At 64.2% G+C, this 16,091-nt stretch carries 18 protein-coding genes and 1 pseudogene; 13 read left to right on the top strand and 6 right to left on the bottom strand.

Annotated elements, in window-relative coordinates; genetic code table 11:
- Nucleotides 1–570, top strand: a pseudogene (locus tag GJ631_RS18795) (hypothetical protein); the annotation flags it as partial.
- Nucleotides 571–633: 63 nt separating this feature from the next.
- On the top strand, nucleotides 634–1,503 hold the full coding sequence (locus tag GJ631_RS17035) for a hypothetical protein (protein WP_156710305.1): 870 nt from the start codon (nucleotides 634–636) through the stop codon (nucleotides 1,501–1,503).
- 5 nt (nucleotides 1,504–1,508) lie between these two features.
- Here the strand turns inward: GJ631_RS17035 and GJ631_RS17030 are convergent, their stop codons facing one another.
- Complete coding sequence (locus tag GJ631_RS17030; protein WP_156710304.1) at nucleotides 1,509–2,174, bottom strand: helix-turn-helix domain-containing protein; 666 nt, start codon at nucleotides 2,172–2,174, stop codon at nucleotides 1,509–1,511.
- A 136-nt stretch (nucleotides 2,175–2,310) separates the two neighbouring features.
- Between GJ631_RS17030 and GJ631_RS17025 the strand changes: the two genes are divergently transcribed.
- Entirely contained in the window at nucleotides 2,311–4,620 is a 2,310-nt protein-coding gene (locus GJ631_RS17025; protein WP_370518720.1) for a DEAD/DEAH box helicase, read from the top strand.
- A 263-nt stretch (nucleotides 4,621–4,883) separates the two neighbouring features.
- Here the strand turns inward: GJ631_RS17025 and GJ631_RS17020 are convergent, their stop codons facing one another.
- From GJ631_RS17020 to GJ631_RS17010, 3 genes are all read right to left on the bottom strand, one after another.
- Nucleotides 4,884–5,924, bottom strand: coding sequence for a tyrosine-type recombinase/integrase (locus GJ631_RS17020; protein ID WP_156710302.1), 1,041 nt, complete (start codon nucleotides 5,922–5,924; stop codon nucleotides 4,884–4,886).
- Nucleotides 5,914–6,333 (bottom strand): DUF5805 domain-containing protein, encoded by a 420-nt coding sequence (locus GJ631_RS17015; protein ID WP_156710301.1) that lies wholly within the window; start codon nucleotides 6,331–6,333, stop codon nucleotides 5,914–5,916. Before GJ631_RS17015 ends, GJ631_RS17020 begins: the two co-directional genes overlap by 11 nt.
- A 642-nt stretch (nucleotides 6,334–6,975) precedes the next feature.
- Nucleotides 6,976–7,365, bottom strand: coding sequence for a hypothetical protein (locus GJ631_RS17010; protein ID WP_156710300.1), 390 nt, complete (start codon nucleotides 7,363–7,365; stop codon nucleotides 6,976–6,978).
- Nucleotides 7,366–7,556: 191 nt separating this feature from the next.
- Here GJ631_RS17010 and GJ631_RS17005 point away from each other — a divergent pair, with 191 nt between their 5' ends.
- On the top strand, nucleotides 7,557–7,751 hold the full coding sequence (locus GJ631_RS17005) for a hypothetical protein (RefSeq protein ID WP_156710299.1): 195 nt from the start codon (nucleotides 7,557–7,559) through the stop codon (nucleotides 7,749–7,751).
- Between the two features lie 91 nt (nucleotides 7,752–7,842).
- On the opposite strand, the gene GJ631_RS17000 is transcribed toward GJ631_RS17005, so the two are convergent.
- Entirely contained in the window at nucleotides 7,843–9,003 is a 1,161-nt protein-coding gene (locus GJ631_RS17000) for an ABC transporter ATP-binding protein (protein ID WP_156710298.1), read from the bottom strand.
- 302 nt (nucleotides 9,004–9,305) lie between these two features.
- Between GJ631_RS17000 and GJ631_RS16995 the strand changes: the two genes are divergently transcribed.
- The 3 genes from GJ631_RS16995 to GJ631_RS16985 all read left to right on the top strand — a co-directional run bounded on the left by GJ631_RS16995 (nucleotide 9,306) and on the right by GJ631_RS16985 (nucleotide 11,631).
- Nucleotides 9,306–10,049 (top strand): beta-ketoacyl-ACP reductase, encoded by a 744-nt coding sequence (locus GJ631_RS16995; protein WP_156710297.1) that lies wholly within the window; start codon nucleotides 9,306–9,308, stop codon nucleotides 10,047–10,049.
- Between the two features lie 71 nt (nucleotides 10,050–10,120).
- Nucleotides 10,121–11,275, top strand: a complete 1,155-nt coding sequence (locus GJ631_RS16990) for a thiolase family protein (protein ID WP_156710296.1) — start codon at nucleotides 10,121–10,123, stop codon at nucleotides 11,273–11,275.
- Complete coding sequence (locus GJ631_RS16985) at nucleotides 11,272–11,631, top strand: OB-fold domain-containing protein (RefSeq protein WP_156710295.1); 360 nt, start codon at nucleotides 11,272–11,274, stop codon at nucleotides 11,629–11,631. Before GJ631_RS16990 ends, GJ631_RS16985 begins: the two co-directional genes overlap by 4 nt.
- Here GJ631_RS16985 and GJ631_RS16980 read toward each other — a convergent pair.
- A complete protein-coding gene (locus tag GJ631_RS16980; protein WP_156710294.1) occupies nucleotides 11,610–12,236 on the bottom strand; it encodes a hypothetical protein in 627 nt (208 codons plus the stop codon). The genes GJ631_RS16985 and GJ631_RS16980 overlap by 22 nt on opposite strands.
- Nucleotides 12,237–12,374: 138 nt before the next feature.
- On the opposite strand from GJ631_RS16980, the gene GJ631_RS16975 reads away from it, so the two are divergent.
- From GJ631_RS16975 to GJ631_RS16950, 6 genes are all read left to right on the top strand, one after another.
- Nucleotides 12,375–12,989, top strand: coding sequence for a hypothetical protein (locus GJ631_RS16975; protein WP_197425162.1), 615 nt, complete (start codon nucleotides 12,375–12,377; stop codon nucleotides 12,987–12,989).
- 433 nt (nucleotides 12,990–13,422) lie between these two features.
- A complete protein-coding gene (gene rpl7ae, locus GJ631_RS16970; RefSeq protein WP_156710292.1) occupies nucleotides 13,423–13,785 on the top strand; it encodes a 50S ribosomal protein L7Ae in 363 nt (120 codons plus the stop codon).
- A gap of 10 nt (nucleotides 13,786–13,795) precedes the next feature.
- A complete protein-coding gene (locus tag GJ631_RS16965) occupies nucleotides 13,796–14,020 on the top strand; it encodes a 30S ribosomal protein S28e (protein ID WP_156710291.1) in 225 nt (74 codons plus the stop codon).
- A 3-nt stretch (nucleotides 14,021–14,023) separates the two neighbouring features.
- Nucleotides 14,024–14,434 (top strand): 50S ribosomal protein L24e, encoded by a 411-nt coding sequence (locus tag GJ631_RS16960; RefSeq protein WP_156710290.1) that lies wholly within the window; start codon nucleotides 14,024–14,026, stop codon nucleotides 14,432–14,434.
- The gene (ndk, locus tag GJ631_RS16955; RefSeq protein WP_156710289.1) at nucleotides 14,435–14,896 is read left to right on the top strand and encodes a nucleoside-diphosphate kinase; all 462 of its coding nucleotides are present in this window, start codon (nucleotides 14,435–14,437) and stop codon (nucleotides 14,894–14,896) included.
- A 163-nt stretch (nucleotides 14,897–15,059) separates the two neighbouring features.
- Nucleotides 15,060–16,091 (top strand): aldehyde ferredoxin oxidoreductase N-terminal domain-containing protein (locus GJ631_RS16950; RefSeq protein ID WP_305079940.1); only part of this gene is annotated, 1,032 nt, incomplete at its 3' end.

Below are 16,091 nucleotides of genomic sequence, written 5' to 3'. Positions count from 1 at the left end.
GGGGGGAGCCTCGCCGCCGCACTCGCCACCGAGATTCGGGACGGCGAGGTCGACGACGAGGACCTCGAGGAACTCCGCGACGCACTCGGTGTCGAGGCCGACGCCGGTGGGGCGGCGGCCGCGAGCGGTGCCGTCGACGCAAGAATCGAACGCCTCCAGTCCGAGGTCGCCGACCTGCAGGCGTACACCGACGCGTTGGAGTCGTTCCTCGACGAGAACGGCGACGCACAGACGCTCATCGAGGGGTTCCGGACGGAACTGGAGGACACTGGTGGGCGAGTCGACGACATCGAAGACCGCGTCGATTCGACGCTCCAAGAGGTCGAAACGCGGGTCGAGGAGGCCACCGACGAAATCGAGGAGACCATCGAGGAGCGGGTCACCGACCACGTCGAAGAACTCCGTGCCGACATCGAAGCGCTCGAAGCGCAGGTCGAAGACGGTGTCGACGACGAGCGTCTCGAGGCCATCGAGGAGGACATCTCCGACATCGAGGACGAACTCTCCGACGTCTCGGAGATGCGCGAGCGACTGACCGCGGCGTTCGGTACGCCCAGCGACGACGAGTAGCCGCCGCGACCGGCTGATTTCGCTTTCGGTTCCGTTTTATCGGTCGAGTTCCTCACGCCGACAATGACGACTATCCGTGTTGCCGTCCCGCGGAAGGGACGCCCCCTCGAGGCCGTCCTCGAACGGGTCGCCCGCTTCGCGGGCGTCGAAGACGCCGCCGACGAAATCGCTTCGACGCTTCGCTACGAGAAGGCGGTCACGAAGGGCAACCAGACCGCCGAGGCCGGCGTGTACGACCGTCTCAAATCCTACAGCGACACCGACCGCTACGCACCCGAGTACACGCTGTTCCGCGATGGCCGCCCCGGGATGCCACGACGGGTCGTCTTCGACAGCCTGATGGTCGATTTGGGCGACGACGACCTCCAGTTGGTCGGCCGCGAGGAGCCGTTTCGCGCCCTCCGGAAACACGAGTTCGCACTCGGTTTCGACAGTGCGGACCTCGTCTTGGAGGAGGTCGTCCAACTCACTCCCGAACCTCTCTCGACGCTTTCGGAACTCAACGACCGCATCGACCCTCACGACACCGACGTTCGCGTCGTCGGTGGTCTCGGCGATACGGTGTATCACACGCTGTTGTCGACGCCGGACATCGCAGAGACCGCGACGCGTGAGTTCGTCGAGTCCTACGAGGGGCCGCTGTGTATCTCCCCGCGGTACGAGCGACTGGTCGAGGCCGTGTTGGGGACGCGTGCGATGGAGGGCATCGAGTTCCGGTATCCGGGCGACCGCGAGGAGGAGGCCGCCATCTCCTCGGCCGGCCTCGGCGTCTATCTCACCGTCACAGGGTCGACCGCCCGTGACCACGGTCTCCGCGTTGGAGAGGAACTATTCCCGAGCGAGACCGTCTTGCTTCGGAACCCGGCTGAGACGGTCGCGGAAAGCGAAGCCGTCGCGAAACAGCTCGTCGGCGGTGCCGAAACGGTCGTATAGGGCCGCTATCGGGTTCGACCCCAGTGTCTCGGTGCGATTTCCCGGAGGACGTACCCCTCGATTTTCCGCAGGTGTTCACCGACGGTCGTGGCCGTACAGTCGAGTTCGTCCGCGATGTCGCTGTAGGTCGCTCGACGGGGGTTGTCGTAATACCCCATCTCCAGCGCCGTCAGCAGCGTCTCCCGCTGCCGGTCGGTGAGGTCGGTGAACAGCCGCTCGGTGCCGGGGCGGTACTCGCCGGTCTTCTCGACGGTCACCTGTGCGCCCTCGGGGGCGGCACCGAACGCCGACTGGAGGGACTCGGCGGTGCCGATGAGTCGGACCTGCAGTTCGTCGTCGTCGCTGAACTCGATGGGCGTGTCGACGACGACGCTGTGTTCGTTGGCGACGGTGAGCAGGTCGTAGGCCACGTCGCTCGGGTCGTGGTGGGTGTAGACGAGGGTGTCGTCCCCGAGGTGTGCGGTTTCGGCGGGGTGGTCGTGTTCGGCGTGTAAGGCGTCGACGCGCTCTTTGGGGCCGTATATCTCGTAGAGGACGACCATCGTGTCGTCCGACAGGAGGTTGATGTGGTGTATCGGCCCGTGACACAGTTCGGGGTCCGCGGCGACCAGTTCGTCGAACTCGTGGAACCACCTGTCGCCGGGCCGAATCTTCAGTTCGACGTACTCCATATGGGGTTGTTTCAGTACAGTAATCTCTTCGTAAAGTGCCTGCCTCCGGATATTCCCCATGTTTTATGTTGAACGTCACTCGGTCCCTTTCGCCGCTGTCGGAACGGTTAGGAGCGGCGCCGCCGGACCCGACCCTGTGGAGGAAACCGTCGCCTGGCTTCGGGAGCGCCCGTACTACGAGGGACAGATACGCGCCCACGAGACGTTCGATCCCTCCGAGGCAGTCTTTTCGGATATCGACCTGCCGGCCCGCCTCCGAGAGGCGCTCGAAGCCCGCGGTATCGACCGCCTCTACGGCCACCAGGCGAGGGCAATCGAAGCGGTCCGAGGCGGCGACGACGTCGTCCTCGCGACGGAGACGGCGAGCGGCAAGAGCCTCGCCTACACCGTTCCGGCCTTCGAGCGGGCGATGGACGACCGCGCGACGACGCTGTATCTCGCCCCGCAGGTCGCACTCATCAACGACCAGACCGAGTCGCTGTCGGCGCTGGCCGACGAACTCGGGTTCGCCAGCGGCGTCACCGTCGACCAGTACACGGGCCGGCAATCCCGGAGCGAGAAGGCCGCGATTCGGGAGCGCCAGCCGACCGTGCTGTGCTGTACACCGGACATGCTGCACTACGGGCTCCTCCCGCACGCCCGCCGGCTGTGGAAGTGGTTCTTCGAGCGGCTCGAAACCGTCGTCGTCGACGAAGTTCACGAGTATCGCGGCGTGTTCGGTAGTCACGTTTCTCTGGTGTTTCGACGGCTCGCCCGCCTGTGTTCGGAGTTCGGTTCTGACCCGGAGTTCGTCTGCTGTTCGGCGACCATCGGCAACCCAATCGAGCACGCGGCGACGGTGACCGGCCGGGACCCCGACGGCATCCGACTGGTCGACAGCGACGACAGCGAGTCGGGGCCGACCCACTGGCTGTTGTGGAATCCGCCGGAGTACGGCGACGGCGATGGCTGGGGGAGCGGGCGGCGCAAGTCGAGTCACACCGAGGCCGAACGGCTGTTCTGTGACCTCGTCTCGAAGGGCCATCAGACGCTGGTGTTCACCGGCTCCAGACAGACCGCCGAACGCTACGCCACCGAAAGCGCAGGCACGCTTCGGGACCGCGGAGCGTACGACCTCGCCGACGGCGTCGCGGCGTATCAGGCGGCGCTGTCGGACGACCGCCGACGCGAGATAGAGCGTGGGCTCGATTCCGGGGCGATACGCGGCGTCTGGAGTACGAACGCCCTCGAGTTGGGCGTCGATATCGGCGGTCTCGACGCCGTCATCCTCGACGGCTATCCGGGGACGCGGATGGCGGCGTTCCAGCAGGGTGGCCGTGCCGGCCGTGGGACCGACCCCTCCCTCGTCGCTCTGGTGGCCGGCGAGGACCAACTCGACCAGTACCTGATGTCGAACCCCGAGTCGTTCTTCGAGGGGGACCCGGAGAAGGCAGTCACCAACCCCGAAAACGACCGAATCATGCCCGCCCACGTCAGGTCTGCGGCCGACGAGTCGTGGCTCCGACCCGACGACGACCGGTACTTCGGGCCGCGGTTTCCCGAGGTGGTCGCCGACCTCACCGACGAGGGGGTACTCTCGCGTCGGGAGACGAGCGAGGGCGTCCGGTGGCTGAACGACGGCTCCAGCCCCCAGTACGACACGAGTCTCCGGGCCATCGACGACCGGCAGGTGCAACTGCGCGGCCCCGACGGTGAGACGTTGGCAAAGTTGGCCTTCGACGACGCACTGCGGGACGCACACCCCGGAGTCATCTACCACCATCAGGGACGCAGTTACGAGGTGACCGACCTCGATTTGCGGGCGAACGTGGCGCAACTCCAGCCGACGTGGGCCGATTACTTCACACGCGTCCTCCACGAGAAGGCCATCACGGTCGAGGAGGACCTCCAAGAGCGAACACTTGCGGCACGCGAGGACGTGACCGTCCGATTCGCCGAGGTGGAGATGCGCAAGCAGATAACCGGGTTCCAGCGCTTCGACGCTTCGAGTGGCGAACCGATGGGGAGTGAGGAACTCGACCTCCCGGAGACGAGTCTTCGGACCCGGGCGCTGTACTTCGCGGTGCCACCGGACCTCGAGACGGCACTCGTCGAGGGTGGTGACCTCCCGGGCGGCCTCCACGCTGCCGAACACGCGATGATATCGATGTTTCCGACGACGGTGTTGTGTGACCGTCGGGACGTGGGCGGGCTGTCGACGCCGCTGCATCCACGGACCGACGCGCCGACGATATTCGTCTACGACGGCTATCCCGGTGGGGTCGCCCTGGCGAAGACTGGCTACGGGGACATCGACGGCCTGTTGGAGACGACGCGGGCGATGCTCGCCGGCTGTTCCTGTGAGGACGGTTGTCCGGGCTGTGTCCAGTCGCCACACTGTGGCAACGCCAACGACCCGCTCGACAAACGACTCGCGAAGCGACTACTCGAGGGGTTGCTCGATTAGGGTGAGGGGTTGGCGTCGTTACCAGGGTGGTCGTTGCGGCCTCACGGCCGCGTTCGATTTGTTCCGAGGCGGTTAATTTGTCGACCGGGCTTCTATATCGACGAATCCTGTGTTCAGTCACTAAACCGCCTGGTTTGGGGGAGTACCGCGTGTGGATGCCTGAAACAATTTGATATAGCAATATACGATTCATAGATTCGGTATCGGACACAATTTTGTCGTTTACACTGGTCAAAATACGCGGTCGGCGGCGAAAAGACGGGCTACAGAAGGTCGTAGACGTTGGCTTCGTACACCTCTCGGACGCGGTCGCCCCAGTTGTGGGTGTAGGTGTCGATGATGTCGGTGGCCACGTCGCCGCGGAGGTACTTCACGACACCTCTGTCACCGGTTCTATCGCGGAGGTGCGTGGTGAAGAAGTGCCGAAAGTAGTGTGGCGTGACGTTCTCCGAGGCGTCGCCGCCTTCTCGGTACCAGCCCCGTCTTCCGGCCTGCTCGGCGACGATGGCCCGGACCATCGACGGCGTCGCCCGCTTGCCCCACTCGCTCGTCGAACAAAAGAGCGGCTCCGCCGGGGACTGTGTGTCCGGCCGAATCGCCAGCCACGCCTTCAGGAGGCGCTTTAACTCCCCGTCGACCGGAACGACGGTGTCTCGCTTCCGTTTGTTCGATGCCGTTCGCTTCTCACCGTTGTATGTCTCCCCCTTTGCGGGGTCGCTTGCGACGTACAGGGAGTCCGGGCGGCCGTCTAACGCGCCGCGGTGGTCGATTTGATAAGCCGCCTGCACCTCCGAATCGTCGAGGTGTATGTCGCGTAAATCGAGGTTACAGCACTCACCTACGCGGATTCCGGTCTTCAGAAGCGTGCCAACGAGCGCACGCTCGTAGGGATGGCAGATGTCCGCGAAGAACGACCGCATCTGGGGGATGGATATTTCGCGGCGGGCGGGGTCTGTGTCGATTGATTCGTCCATCTCCTCGGTGACAAGCGCCATCGGGTTCGAATCGAAGGCGCCGACCTGCGTCATGTAGGCGTAAAACCGGTGGACGTAGGAGGCATACGACGCCACGGTGCTATCGGCGTGTTCGCCCCGAAGGGAGTGGACCCACGCCATACACTCCCGCTGTGTCGCCGTCGGAAGCGCCGTCCCCCGCTCACTGACGACGAACGTCTCGAAATCCCGTAAGACGCGCTTGTAGGCCGCCTTCGTCCGGTCGGTCCGACCGTGGAAGGTCATGTCCTGGAGAAAGTACGCGACGGGGTCGTCGGGGGTCTTCGTCTCGCTGCGGTCGTCAACGCCCATCGTTCACCACCGTGTACCCGCCGTGGCGGCCACTGTATCGAATCCGATCCTCCGACTGGAGTTCGTCGAGTGTCTCTTCGAGTCGCTCCTCGATGTCGTCAGTGACGCCGGCGAGCAACAGCTCCCAATCCGCGAACTCCTCGTCGCGAAGCACCTCGAGAACACGGTCTTTCAAGCCCTCTCCCCCGGGGGTAGCGTCCGGAGAACGGGCTTCGACGGAGTTACTCGAATCGGTATTTAAAGAACCACCGTCAGTATTTAAATCGAAGCTCCGTCGGCCGGCCTGAATCATCGTTCGAACGTACTCGGCCTGACTCATGTCGAGTTCGTCGGCTTCCTCGCGCCAACGCTCTCGTTGGGTCGACGACACGTAGGTCTGCACCGAGACGCGTTCGCCCTCGCTGCTCATAGCGGGGTCACGAACCCCTCCCACATCAAAGTACGTCAGACACGCCGATAAGGGTCTTTATCAACGAATATGCGTCCCTAATCGGCGGTGTTGTCGCTGGTTATCGGTGAATATAGATTAGATTTTCTTAGAGTGATTTAGAAAGGCCGATAATAAGTTCTCAATTTGTGGTGCTCCAGACGACAGAATGTGTGGTCGCTCCCCGGCGTGGCTCGTTTCGAGAGTTACCACTCGGGATGTGGTCGAGATGCGCGTCTCTCGAACCGATGGTGGGTGTCGAAAACTGAGTCGGTGGTGTTGTCGAGTGTGTCTCTAATTCGCGGCCTCGCCTCGAGGTGCTCGATATCTTCGGACCACACACGCGGCTGTATGGCCTGTGCGTACTGTTGTGGTTCTGCCGGATGTCTGGCTGCACAACCCTTCTGAGCCGCCGTATCGGCTGCTAAGACGCTTGGTGGCCGGAGTGGGGAATTGGATGTCGTTTTTGAATCATCGGTGTTCTATGGGTGGTTCGAAACCAAATATATAATTAGTGTCATTTTCGGCCGTGGCGCCTCAAACTCATAAACCACATGCTGCTATATACAATGTCTCGATATCGGCTCACTCGTTCGATGTCGGATTTCGGGCAAACTGACGGGGCTACGGCCAGTCGTCGCGCTCGTTGGTGCTCGATTGTGAGGGCGTCGACGACGACACGTCTGTGAGGTCCCAACCGGCACGGTCGGCCGCGTCGGTCGTCGACCGGAGTTCCCACCCCTCGGGTGCGTCGGCCGTCGACTCGGCCACGAAGACGAACCGGTCGGTGTCGAAGTGCGCCAGCAGATGTTCGAGCGTCTCGGCTGCTGGCTCGACCGCGGGCTCGAAGTCGTTGCGGATGTGGTTGTCGCGAGTGAACTTCGTCAGGACGTGTGGCGGCCGGTCGGTAACGACGCCGACGTGTTCGCTCCACTGACGAGCTTGGCGAACGGCGCCCTCGGGGTCAGCGAGGCGACGGAGCGCCGAAAGCTCGAAGGCGAGGGTCAAACTCATGGGTTGCTTTCGCTCGTCGAGGGAATTGAGTGTTCGGCTCTCCCCGCGGCAAAACGATATACCATCATGAACATTTATTATAGATACTGCCGAACGGTGGAGTACGCGATGCACCCCAAACCCGTATCCACGTAAGCCCCCCTTCTCCCAGAGTTGCATCGCCGCTCGACCGCCCGCGCATCACAAAACCCATGCAGTCACCTGACACCAACGACGCACCACTCGTTCCGTACACACCCGACCGCTCGACCGACGAAACACCCCGAACTGACGGTTCCGGAGGCGAGATTTCGCTACCGTACGACCGTCCACCGAAGACCGACCACGCTACGCCGTACACGCGCGACGACGAGGAAATCGAACCGTTCGTCGCCGACCTCCGGTAGCGTCGGTGTGGTTCGGGCTCGAATAGAGGGGTACGCCTCACCAGTCGCGGACTGTTATCGACAGGTCCATCGGAGTTCAAAAACCGGCAGACTACTCTTCGACAGTTCCGCCGTCGGCCATCTTCCGCTCGCCGCGGGGGAACCACGCGAGTTCGTGGTCGGCGTCGAGACTGACGAAGACGGGGTCGTCCAGCGACACCTCGTCGGCGTGGTTGTGCATACAGCCGACGACGTCCCCGGAGTCGAGCTCCACCCGGTACAGCACCGTCGGACCGAGGTAGCGTCGGTGGACCACTTCGCCGTTTGCCGCTCCGGGTTCCGCCCCGCGTGAGCGAACGTCGTCCGGCCGGACCATGAGGTCGATATCGGAGCCGACGTACTCCTCGGTGAGGCCGTTGACCTGCTCGAAGGGGATACAGCCGATGCCGGTGTCGACACAGTCCTCGCGCACGCGCCCGGAGACGAACGACGCGTGGCCGAGAAAGCCAGCTACGAACCGCGAGCGGGGCTGTTGGAACACCTTCTCGGGGGTTCCGACCTGTTCGAGGCCTCCCTCGCTCATCACGGCGACGCGGTCGGAGATGGACATCGCCTCCTCTTGGTCGTGTGTGACGGAGATGGCTGTGACGCCCGCCTCCTTGAGGATTTCCCGGACCTCCTCGCGCATCTCGACACGGAGGTCCACGTCGAGATTCGAGAACGGTTCGTCAAGAAGGAGGAGACTCGGCTCGGGTGCCAGCGAGCGGGCCAGGGCGACGCGCTGCTGTTGGCCGCCGGAGAGTTCTTCGGGCGTCTTCTCGCCGTGTTCGGTGAGTCCGACCAGTTCCAGCAGTTCGTCGATTCGGCGTTCGCGCTCCGACTCGGAGCGGTCCTGTATCCCGAACGCGATGTTTTCGCGAGCGTTCAGGTGCGGAAACAGCGCGAACTCCTGGAACACCACGCCGACGTCTCGGTCCTCCGGGGCCACGAACCGCTCTCCGGAAACTTGCTCGTCGCCGAGCCGGACGACTCCGCCGTCGGGACGTTCGAGTCCGGCGATGAGCCGGAGCGTCGTCGTCTTCCCACACCCGGAGGGACCCAGAAGAGTGAGCAGTTCCCCCTCCCGAACCGTAAGTGAGAGGTCGTGAATCACCTCCGTCTCGCTGTAGGACTTCCGAATACCCTCGAGTTCGAGAACCGTCGGACGCTCTCTCGATAGGTCGGTGGTGGCGTCCGCCGCGCCGGTCGTGAACTCCGCCGCTCCGCTAGACATCGGAGACACCTCCTCTCGTCGTCGGCGCGTATGCACTCATTACATCGTATTGTTTAGGCAAGCCAAAAATACTTTCCGCTCCGCGCGTACCAAATGTAGGGTGGTTGTCAGCTCCTTCCCGCACGAAATGGGTCGGATAAACTGCATGCTCCGATACCGAATCGCCCGACAATCTTGGGTACGTTCAGGAAGTGTATAATGTCTCGTAGGGTAACCGTTATACCAATCTGGAGTAGTAGTTGTATTGAAGAAGCCGTGTAATAGAGGTTGTAACGATAAACTACGGGGGAGAATTCGAATCCATGTCACTCGAAAACCGAACCTGCGTCGTCACGGGCGCATCGCGGGGTATCGGGCGGGCAATAGCCGAGGAGTTCGGTAACCACGGCGCGAACGTCGTCGTCAACTACCGCTCCTCCGAGGGGGAGGCACACGAGGTGGCCGAAGCCATCGAGGAATCCGGCGGCGCTGCGCTGCCGGTGCAAGCCGACGTGGCCGACGAAGCCGCGATCGAGGCGATGGCCGAAACGACGCGGGAGGCGTTCGGACCGGCAGATGTCCTCGTGAACAACGCCGGCGTCACCGTCGACAAGAAGTTCGAGAACATGAGTCGAGAGGATTGGAAACGGGTCGTGGAGGTGAACCTCGGTGGCGTGTTCAACGCGACGAACGCCTACTTCGAGGACATCAAGTCGGCCGACGACGGCCGGCTCATCAACATTTCGTCGGTCGTCGGTCAGCAGGGCAACTACGGGCAAGCGAACTACGCGACGACGAAGTCGGGGCTGTTCGGTTTCACCCGGACGCTCGCGCTCGAATTGGCATCCACCGGGTCGACGGCGAACTGCGTCGCCCCCGGGTTCGTCGAGACGGACATGTTAGAGACCGTTCCAGAACGGGTCCAAGAGAAAATCCTCCAGCGGGTTCCACTCGACCGGTTTGCGACTCCCGACGACGTGGCGGGTATCGTCCGCTTCGTCGCCAGCGAGGACGCCAGTTACATGACCGGCCAAATACTGGCCGTCAACGGCGGCATGGAGTGGTAGTCGTCGGCCGCCGTTCGTGGCGGCGCGCTCGCTCCCGAACGCTTAGGACAGTTCCGCCGTGAGTCGGAACTATGCCCGACGTTGCTGTCATCGGCGCCTCGATGACGAAGTTCGGACAGCGCGAGACGTGGGTGCGTGAACTGCTCGCCGAGGCCGGTGAAGCCTGCCTCGACGACGCGGGCGTCGCGCCCGACGCGGTCGAACACCTCTACGTCTCGAACATGGCAAGTGGCGAGTTCGAGGGACAGACCGGTGTCCCGAACGCCCTCGCCCACGACCTCGCGGCCGTTCCGGCGTACACCGCCCGCATCGACCAGACCTCGTCGTCCGGTGGCGCCGGCATCTACGCCGCCTGGCAGTCCATCGCCAGCGGAGCCAGCGACATGACCCTGCTCGTCGGCGGCGAGAAGATGACCCACCGCACGACCGGCGAAGCGACCGACGTCATCGCCTCGCTCACGCACCCCGTCGAGTACAAACACGGCGTGACGCTGCCGTCCTTCGCCGGCCTCACGGCCCGACTGTACCTCTCGCAGTTCGACGCGCCCAGAGAGAGCCTCGCGAAGGTGGCGGTGAAGAACCACGCCAACGGCGCCCGCAATCCACACGCACAGTTCCAGAAGGAAATCGACGTCGAGACGGTCATGGAGTCCCCGATAGTCGCCGACCCGCTTCGACTGTACGACTTCTGTCCCATCACGGACGGGTCGGCGGCGCTGCTGTTCTGTCCCGCCGAGAAGGCCAGCGAGTACACCGACGAGTACGCCGTCGTCTCCGGAATCGGCGGCGCGACGGACACCCACGTCGTCCACGAGCGCGCCGACCCGACGACGATGGGCGGCGTCGTCGAATCCGGTCGAGAAGCCTACGAGATGGCCGGGGTCGGTCCCGACGATATCGACGTGGCGGAACTCCACGACATGTTCACTATTCTCGAGTTCCTCCAGATGGAGGGGCTGGATTTCGCACCCAAAGGCGAGGCCTGGAAGGAGATGGACCGCGGGACGACCGAACTGGACGGGGAATTACCCATCAACACGTCGGGCGGTCTCAAATCGAAGGGTCATCCGCTCGGCGCCTCCGGTGTCGCACAGGGCTACGAGATTTACAAACAGGTGACCGGTTCGGCCGGGGACCGGCAGGTCGACGCCGACGTGGGGTTGGCCTGCAACGTCGGTGGGTTCGGGAACTGTGTCACCACCGCGATTATGGAGGGTCGACGATGACGATGGAAGCCTACCGCTACGAGGACGGGTCGATAACGTACCCGGGACACCCCATCGGCCCCGACGGGAGCGAACCGGTCGACACTGTCGACCTCTCGGAGTACACCGCCGAAGTCGTGACGTGGACGACCTCCAACGCGACGCCGCCGGGCGTTCGCGAACCGAACCACCTCGCAATCGTGGAGTTCGACGTCGACGGCACGCCCGTGCGTGCGCTCGGACAACTCACGACTGGTGACGTCGACATCGGCGACGCAGTCGAACCGGTGTACTGCGAGGAACTGCGAGAGCCCGGGGCAGGCATCCGCGAACCCGATAGTCAGGCGTGGGACGGTTACCGGTTCGAGCCGGTCTGACCGTCCGCTCCGCCGTCAGCGTCGTTTTCCTCGCCATCGACCTCGCGTTTTATCGACTCCAGTTCCGCGTCCACGTCGATACCGACGGCGTCGTCTTCTGATGCGTCCCGAACGGTGATGCCGACGCTGTCGTCGTCGCGTTCGCGCTCCGGTTCGGGGGTGTCGGTCGCCGCCGCCAGCCGGTCGTCGACTTCCTCGCGGAGCGAGCGGGCTTCCCCGAGCAGCCGTCGAATCTCAGGGTCGTCGGGCTGGCCGCCCGCAGCGGCGTCTTGAACCTCTGCGAGCGCGTCGTCGAGTTTTCGAAGCGTCGACCGACTCACCTCGGCGAGGCGGTCGGTGCGTTCATTCGAGTCGTCGAAGGCTCGCCCCTCAGCCAGTCGGATGGCGCCAGCGAGCAACTCGAGAACGCGAATGCTCGTCTCCAGCAGCGAAATCAGGGCTGGAATGGTGTACTGTTCGGTGAATCGAAACAGCTCTCCGGGCGTCGGCGGTCGGGGGAGGCCTCCCGGGCCACGCGGCGGCGATTGCAGTTCCTCCCGAAGTGCTTCGAGCGTGTCGGCGAGGTCCTCCGTGGCGGCTGTGAGCTCCCGTTCACGGTCGTTCATACGTCTGTTACGGTTGCCGACGACCAAAACCTCGGGGGTGGCTGTCGGTTCACGTGCTCCGGTGGCCGCTCCGAAGGCTTCGTCGCTGAACACGACCGAACGTTTATACTCCTCGCGGACTTTTCTTCAGAGGATTAGGTGATGAAATTCGAATCGCCGCCGCCGTTCGACGCGGCAGTCGCAGAAACGCTCTCGGCGGTGAAACGGCGAGGCGGTTCGGTGCTCGTCGTGGGACCCTCCGAAGTGTCCCACACCGACATCTGTCGACGCTTCCTCGATGGCGACGCCGAGGAAATCGCCGTTCGGACCGAGCGCTCCACCTCTGGTGGAAACACCGTCGATAGAGTCATCGAGCGGACGATTCCGACACGGAGTGTGTCGGCGAGTCGGTCAGCGGGAGGGAAGTCGCCGACGAGCGTCGACATCGAGTCGGTCAGCGAGGACCTCCGAACCGAGATGCGCGATGCCGCGGGCGAGGCGTCGTCGTTACGGGTGTGTTTCGATTCGCTTCGGCCGTTCGTCGATTCGGGGGCGGACCGACGACTCGTCGACGCGCTCGAAGCGATTCGCTCGACCGCCCGCGAGACGGACGCCGTGGTCCACTTCCATCTCCCGGCGATGCAGGCGGCGGTGCCGTCGGCGCTGTTCGACGCCGTCGATTTGGTCGTCGAGGTGCGCCGTCAGGGCGATGCCACGTACCAGCGGTGGCAGTTGGGGTCCGAGGAGCCGACGACCGAGTGGGTTGCGGTTTAGGCCGACCAAAACTTTTTAGCTAACTGGACCACGAGAGTCGGTAATGGCAGCCACCTCCGAAGACGAGGACCAGTCGGTCGGACTCAAAGCACTCTGTACCTCGCCCGATAGGACGGTTTCACCGAACCGGAAAACAACGACGGCTGGATAGCGACCGATTACACCGTCGACGTCGAACGGTAGGTCGGGGGTACCGAGCGGTTACCAGTTCCTCCCGGGCGGCCTGCGTTCGGTTCGCACGGCCGAGCGAGTTCATAAGCGCTTTTATGCGGTGATGCAGTACGGGAGTGTACAGCCTACGCGGGGTTGTGATGCTCCTAGCCGGACAAGGACAAGCGCGCCCGTCGCGGGTGCGAGAACCGCGTCCCGATTCGGGACGCGGTTCGACGGCGGGGGAGCGCGAGCCTGCGCGTGGGAGGAGCCAATACAAACAATGTCAGTGTACGTAGATTTCGACGTGCCGGCTGACCTCGAAGAGGACGCCCTCGAGGCCCTCGAGGTTGCCCGGGACACAGGTTCGGTAAAGAAAGGAACGAACGAGACCACCAAGGCAGTCGAGCGCGGGAACGCCCAACTCGTCTTCGTCGCCGAGGACGTCAGCCCCGAGGAGGTCGTCATGCACCTCCCCGAACTCTCCGCCGAGAAGGAGATTCCCTACGTCTTCGTCGGCACGCAGGACGACGTCGGCCACGCCGCGGGTCTGGAAGTCGGCAGCGCGGCTGCCGCCATCGTCGATGCCGGCGACGCCGAAGGTGACGTCGAAGACATCGCCGAGAAAGTCGAGGAACTCCGGTAGGTGACCGAAGATGAGTGCTGAAAACGAAGGGGACGGCGCAACCCCTGCCGAAGTAATCGAAGTCGTCGGCAAGACCGGCATGCACGGTGAAGCCATGCAGGTCAAGTGCCGGATTCAGGAGGGCGAAAACCAGGGCCGAATCATCGCCCGGAACGTCCTCGGACCGGTGCGTGTCGGCGACATCCTACAGCTTCGCGAGACGGCTCGCGAAGCCGACTCCATCGGAGGACAGTAACCAATGCCACAGACGAAAGCATGTGACTACTGCGGGTCGGACATCGAACCCGGTTCGGGGACGATGTTCGTCGGTATCGACGGGTCCGTCACGCACTACTGTTCCGGAAAGTGCGAGAAGAACGCCGACCTCGGCCGCGAGCCGCGCGACCTCGAGTGGACCGAGACGGCACGCGCGGAGGGTCAAGAGGCGGAGGCCGAACCCGAAGCCGAACCGGACGCGGAATCCGATGAGGACGCCGAGGCAACGACTCCCGACCTCGAAGCCGCCGAGAGCGAATCGGCGGCCGACGAGGAGTCGGCGGAAACCGACGCGGCTGACGAGGCCGAGGAATCCGACGCAGCCGACGAAGGCGAGGAAGCCGAGGATGCCTCCGGCGACGACGAAGCCGACGAAGAGGAGGCCGAAGCGTAGATGAGCGACCACGAGCGCACGTTCGTCATGGTCAAGCCCGACGGCGTCCACCGCGGACTCATCGGCGAAATCGTCTCCCGCTTCGAGGACCGCGGACTCAAGATGGTCGCGGGCAAGTTCATGCAGTTGAGCGACGACCACGCTCGCGAGCACTACGCGGACCTCTCCGAGGAGCCGTTCTTCGAGGGTCTCGTCGAGTTCATCACCTCCGGCCCCGTCTTCGCGATGGTGTGGGAGGGACAGGACGCGGTCGCCCAGGTGCGGAACATGATGGGCGAGACCGACCCCGCCGAATCGCCACCGGGCAGCATCCGCGGCGACTACGGCATCGATTTGGGTCGGAACGTCATCCACGGTTCGGACACCGAACCCGGCTCCGCCGAGCGCGAAATCGAGCTGTTCTTCGACGACGAGGAACTCATCGATTACGAGCGCAACGACGAAGCCTGGCTGTACGAGTAACGGCGTCATCGCGCCGGTCCACGTTTTCGTTTCTTCCGACGGATTCGGTCCACCAGCACCAGCCGTGTCACCGACGACTGTCTACGAATAGGTGCCGGCGGTGGGTCTCCGAGGGCCGTGACCGGCGGAAAGCTTAACCTCGCCTCCGTCTACGTGCTAGCAGATGGCACGCCCTGCGCCGAATCGGCTGTTGCGCGTGAACCTCTCTTCGGGCACCGTCGAGAGCGAACGCGTTCCGGAGGCGTGGCGACGGAAGTACGTCGGCGGGAAGGGACTGGGCGCTCGGTATCTCTACGAGGAACTGTCTCCGGACGTGAATCCGCTTGGGCCCGACAACGCCTTGCTGTTCATGTTGGGTCCGGTTTCGGGATTGCTCCCCGGTGAGGACCGCTACGCCGCGGTGACGAAATCGCCGCTGACGGGGACGTTCCTCGACTCCTACGCCGGTGGCTCGTTCCCGACGACGCTCGCCGGTGCGCTCGGTGACCACCTCGGCGTTCTCGTGACCGGTGCGGCCGAGGAGTTCGTCCGACTCGTCGTCGAAGACGGTGACGCACGCATCGAGCAAGCCGACACCGCAGGTCTCGACGCAGCCGAGACGGCCGAGGCCCACGACGGCTCGGTGGCGTGTATCGGCCCCGCCGGAGAGGCCGAGGTGGCGTACGCGACGATAGCCTCCGACGGCGCCGAACACCACGCCGGGCGCGGCGGTGCCGGCGCGGTGATGGGCTCGAAGTCACTGAAGGCGGTCGTCGCCCGGGGTGACTCTCCGGAGGGGTTCCCGGACCTCCGTCGGCGCTACGCCGAGCGGTATCGGCGCGACGACACCGGCAAGTGGCAAGCCGCATCGGGTACCGTCGAGACGGTGGAGTTCGCCGACGAAACCGGCGTGCTCGCTGCCCGGGGATGGACCGAGCGGGGATTCGACGGCGCCGAAAGCGTCGGCGTCGGCGCCGTCCGGGCACGCACGATAGAGCGAGAGCACGACGGCCCGATTCCGGGCGGCTTTCGTATCGAGACGGAGGCCGGTGACTCGGTGCCACGGGGTGCGACCGCCATGACGCTCGGAGCCGGCCTCGCGTTGGACGATTTCGACGCTGTCGCCGAGTTGGGCGAGCGCTGCAACCGGCTCGGACTCGACCTCATCTCCGCGGGCAACGCGGTGGCGTGGGCCGCCCGCGCCAGCGAATCGGGG

This window comes from Natronomonas sp. CBA1123, assembly GCF_009741925.1.
Lineage (GTDB): Archaea > Halobacteriota > Halobacteria > Halobacteriales > Haloarculaceae > Natronomonas.
This window is presented reverse-complemented; position numbering and strand designations above follow the sequence as displayed.

Bases quoted from the DNA above. Each gene is read 5' to 3' on its own strand.
- GJ631_RS17035 (WP_156710305.1), top strand. From the start codon at position 634: ATGACGACTATCCGTGTTGCCGTCCCGCGGAAGGGACGCCCCCTCGAG.
- GJ631_RS17030 (WP_156710304.1), bottom strand. From the start codon at position 2,174: ATGGAGTACGTCGAACTGAAGATTCGGCCCGGCGACAGGTGGTTCCAC.
- GJ631_RS17020 (WP_156710302.1), bottom strand. From the start codon at position 5,924: ATGGGCGTTGACGACCGCAGCGAGACGAAGACCCCCGACGACCCCGTC.
- GJ631_RS17015 (WP_156710301.1), bottom strand. From the start codon at position 6,333: ATGAGCAGCGAGGGCGAACGCGTCTCGGTGCAGACCTACGTGTCGTCG.
- GJ631_RS17010 (WP_156710300.1), bottom strand. From the start codon at position 7,365: ATGAGTTTGACCCTCGCCTTCGAGCTTTCGGCGCTCCGTCGCCTCGCT.
- GJ631_RS17005 (WP_156710299.1), top strand. From the start codon at position 7,557: ATGCAGTCACCTGACACCAACGACGCACCACTCGTTCCGTACACACCC.
- GJ631_RS17000 (WP_156710298.1), bottom strand. From the start codon at position 9,003: ATGTCTAGCGGAGCGGCGGAGTTCACGACCGGCGCGGCGGACGCCACC.
- GJ631_RS16995 (WP_156710297.1), top strand. From the start codon at position 9,306: ATGTCACTCGAAAACCGAACCTGCGTCGTCACGGGCGCATCGCGGGGT.
- GJ631_RS16990 (WP_156710296.1), top strand. From the start codon at position 10,121: ATGCCCGACGTTGCTGTCATCGGCGCCTCGATGACGAAGTTCGGACAG.
- GJ631_RS16985 (WP_156710295.1), top strand. From the start codon at position 11,272: ATGACGATGGAAGCCTACCGCTACGAGGACGGGTCGATAACGTACCCG.
- GJ631_RS16980 (WP_156710294.1), bottom strand. From the start codon at position 12,236: ATGAACGACCGTGAACGGGAGCTCACAGCCGCCACGGAGGACCTCGCC.
- rpl7ae (WP_156710292.1), top strand. From the start codon at position 13,423: ATGTCAGTGTACGTAGATTTCGACGTGCCGGCTGACCTCGAAGAGGAC.
- GJ631_RS16965 (WP_156710291.1), top strand. From the start codon at position 13,796: ATGAGTGCTGAAAACGAAGGGGACGGCGCAACCCCTGCCGAAGTAATC.
- GJ631_RS16960 (WP_156710290.1), top strand. From the start codon at position 14,024: ATGCCACAGACGAAAGCATGTGACTACTGCGGGTCGGACATCGAACCC.
- ndk (WP_156710289.1), top strand. From the start codon at position 14,435: ATGAGCGACCACGAGCGCACGTTCGTCATGGTCAAGCCCGACGGCGTC.